The sequence below is a fragment of the Paenibacillus sp. sgz302190 genome, assembly GCF_059820445.1.
Window position 1 is genome coordinate 1 of record NZ_JBZYAO010000100.1, and the last position, 1,156, is coordinate 1,156.

The 1,156-nt window shown below is 51.3% G+C and carries 6 tRNA genes and 2 rRNA genes; all 8 read left to right on the forward strand.

The features are described 5' to 3' along the window. Window positions 1-140: ribosomal RNA gene (locus AC6RNO_RS36635) — 23S ribosomal RNA — on the forward strand; the annotation flags it as partial. Window positions 141-292: 152 nt separating this feature from the next. Next, window positions 293-409 (forward strand): 5S ribosomal RNA (gene rrf / locus AC6RNO_RS36640). 90 nt (window positions 410-499) lie between these two features. Further along, window positions 500-572, forward strand: a tRNA-Asn gene (locus AC6RNO_RS36645). 5 nt (window positions 573-577) lie between these two features. Further along, window positions 578-650, forward strand: a tRNA-Thr gene (locus AC6RNO_RS36650). An 11-nt stretch (window positions 651-661) separates the two neighbouring features. Beyond that, a tRNA-Glu gene (locus AC6RNO_RS36655) sits at window positions 662-733 on the forward strand. Between the two features lie 50 nt (window positions 734-783). Continuing rightward, window positions 784-859: transfer RNA gene (locus AC6RNO_RS36660), tRNA-Val, on the forward strand. A 15-nt stretch (window positions 860-874) separates the two neighbouring features. Beyond that, window positions 875-947: transfer RNA gene (locus tag AC6RNO_RS36665), tRNA-Thr, on the forward strand. A 9-nt stretch (window positions 948-956) separates the two neighbouring features. Further along, window positions 957-1,028 (forward strand) — tRNA-Gln (locus tag AC6RNO_RS36670). Window positions 1,029-1,156: the final 128 nt, after the last annotated feature.

A 1,156-nucleotide genomic window follows, 5' to 3' on the forward strand; every position in this document is an offset into this window, starting at 1 on the left:
CATCTAAGCGTGAAGCCCCCCTCAAGATGAGATTTCCCAGTAAGTAAGACCCCTTGTAGACGACGAGGTAGATAGGTTCGAGGTGGAAGCGCGGCAACGTGTGCAGCTGACGAATACTAATCGGTCGAGGGCTTAACCAAAAAAGTCCCCACAAAGTGAAGCAAATGCTCTGTAGCGGATGCCGATTACTTTGCGGGGAGCCCCGGAAGGTCAACACCTGAAGGGCACAGCAATTCACACTTTACGCAAGTTTCGTATCTAGTTTTCAGGGTGCAAAAGAGCACTTTGACTGTTTGGTGATGATGGCGGAGGGGATCCACGCGTTCCCATCTCGAACACGACCGTTAAGCCCTCCAGCGTCGATGGTACTTGAACCGAAGGGTTCTGGGAGAGTAGAACGTTGCCAAGCACTGNTCTCGAACACGACCGTTAAGCCCTCCAGCGTCGATGGTACTTGAACCGAAGGGTTCTGGGAGAGTAGAACGTTGCCAAGCACTGTTCCCTGATAGCTCAGTTGGTAGAGCACTCGACTGTTAATCGAGTTGTCACAGGTTCGAGTCCTGTTCGGGGAGTCTTTGCTTCCATAGCTCAGTCGGTAGAGTGCATCCATGGTAAGGATGAGGTCACCGGTTCGATTCCGGTTGGAAGCTTCATGAATTAAGGCCCGTTGGTCAAGGGGTTAAGACACCTCCCTTTCACGGAGGTAACAGGGGTTCGAATCCCCTACGGGTCATAAGGTTTCACTTTGCTAAGGAATTTGCGAAGTGGATTCCGATATCCCACGGAGGCTTAGCTCAGCTGGGAGAGCATCTGCCTTACAAGCAGAGGGTCGGCGGTTCGATCCCGTCAGCCTCCACCATGAACAACCTAATATGCCGTTGTAGCTCAATTGGTAGAGCAACTGACTTGTAATCAGTAGGTTGGGGGTTCAAGTCCTCTCGACGGCATGTGAGTATTGGGGATTAGCCAAGCGGTAAGGCAACGGACTTTGACTCCGTCATGCCTAGGTTCGAATCCTAGATCCCCAGTATTACACCCCACAAAGTGAAGATCAGCTCTGAAGCGAATTCCGATTACTTTGCGGGGACCCCATAATTATAGCTTGAGCCATTAGCTCAGTTGGTAGAGCACCTGACTTTTAATCAGGGTGTCGTAG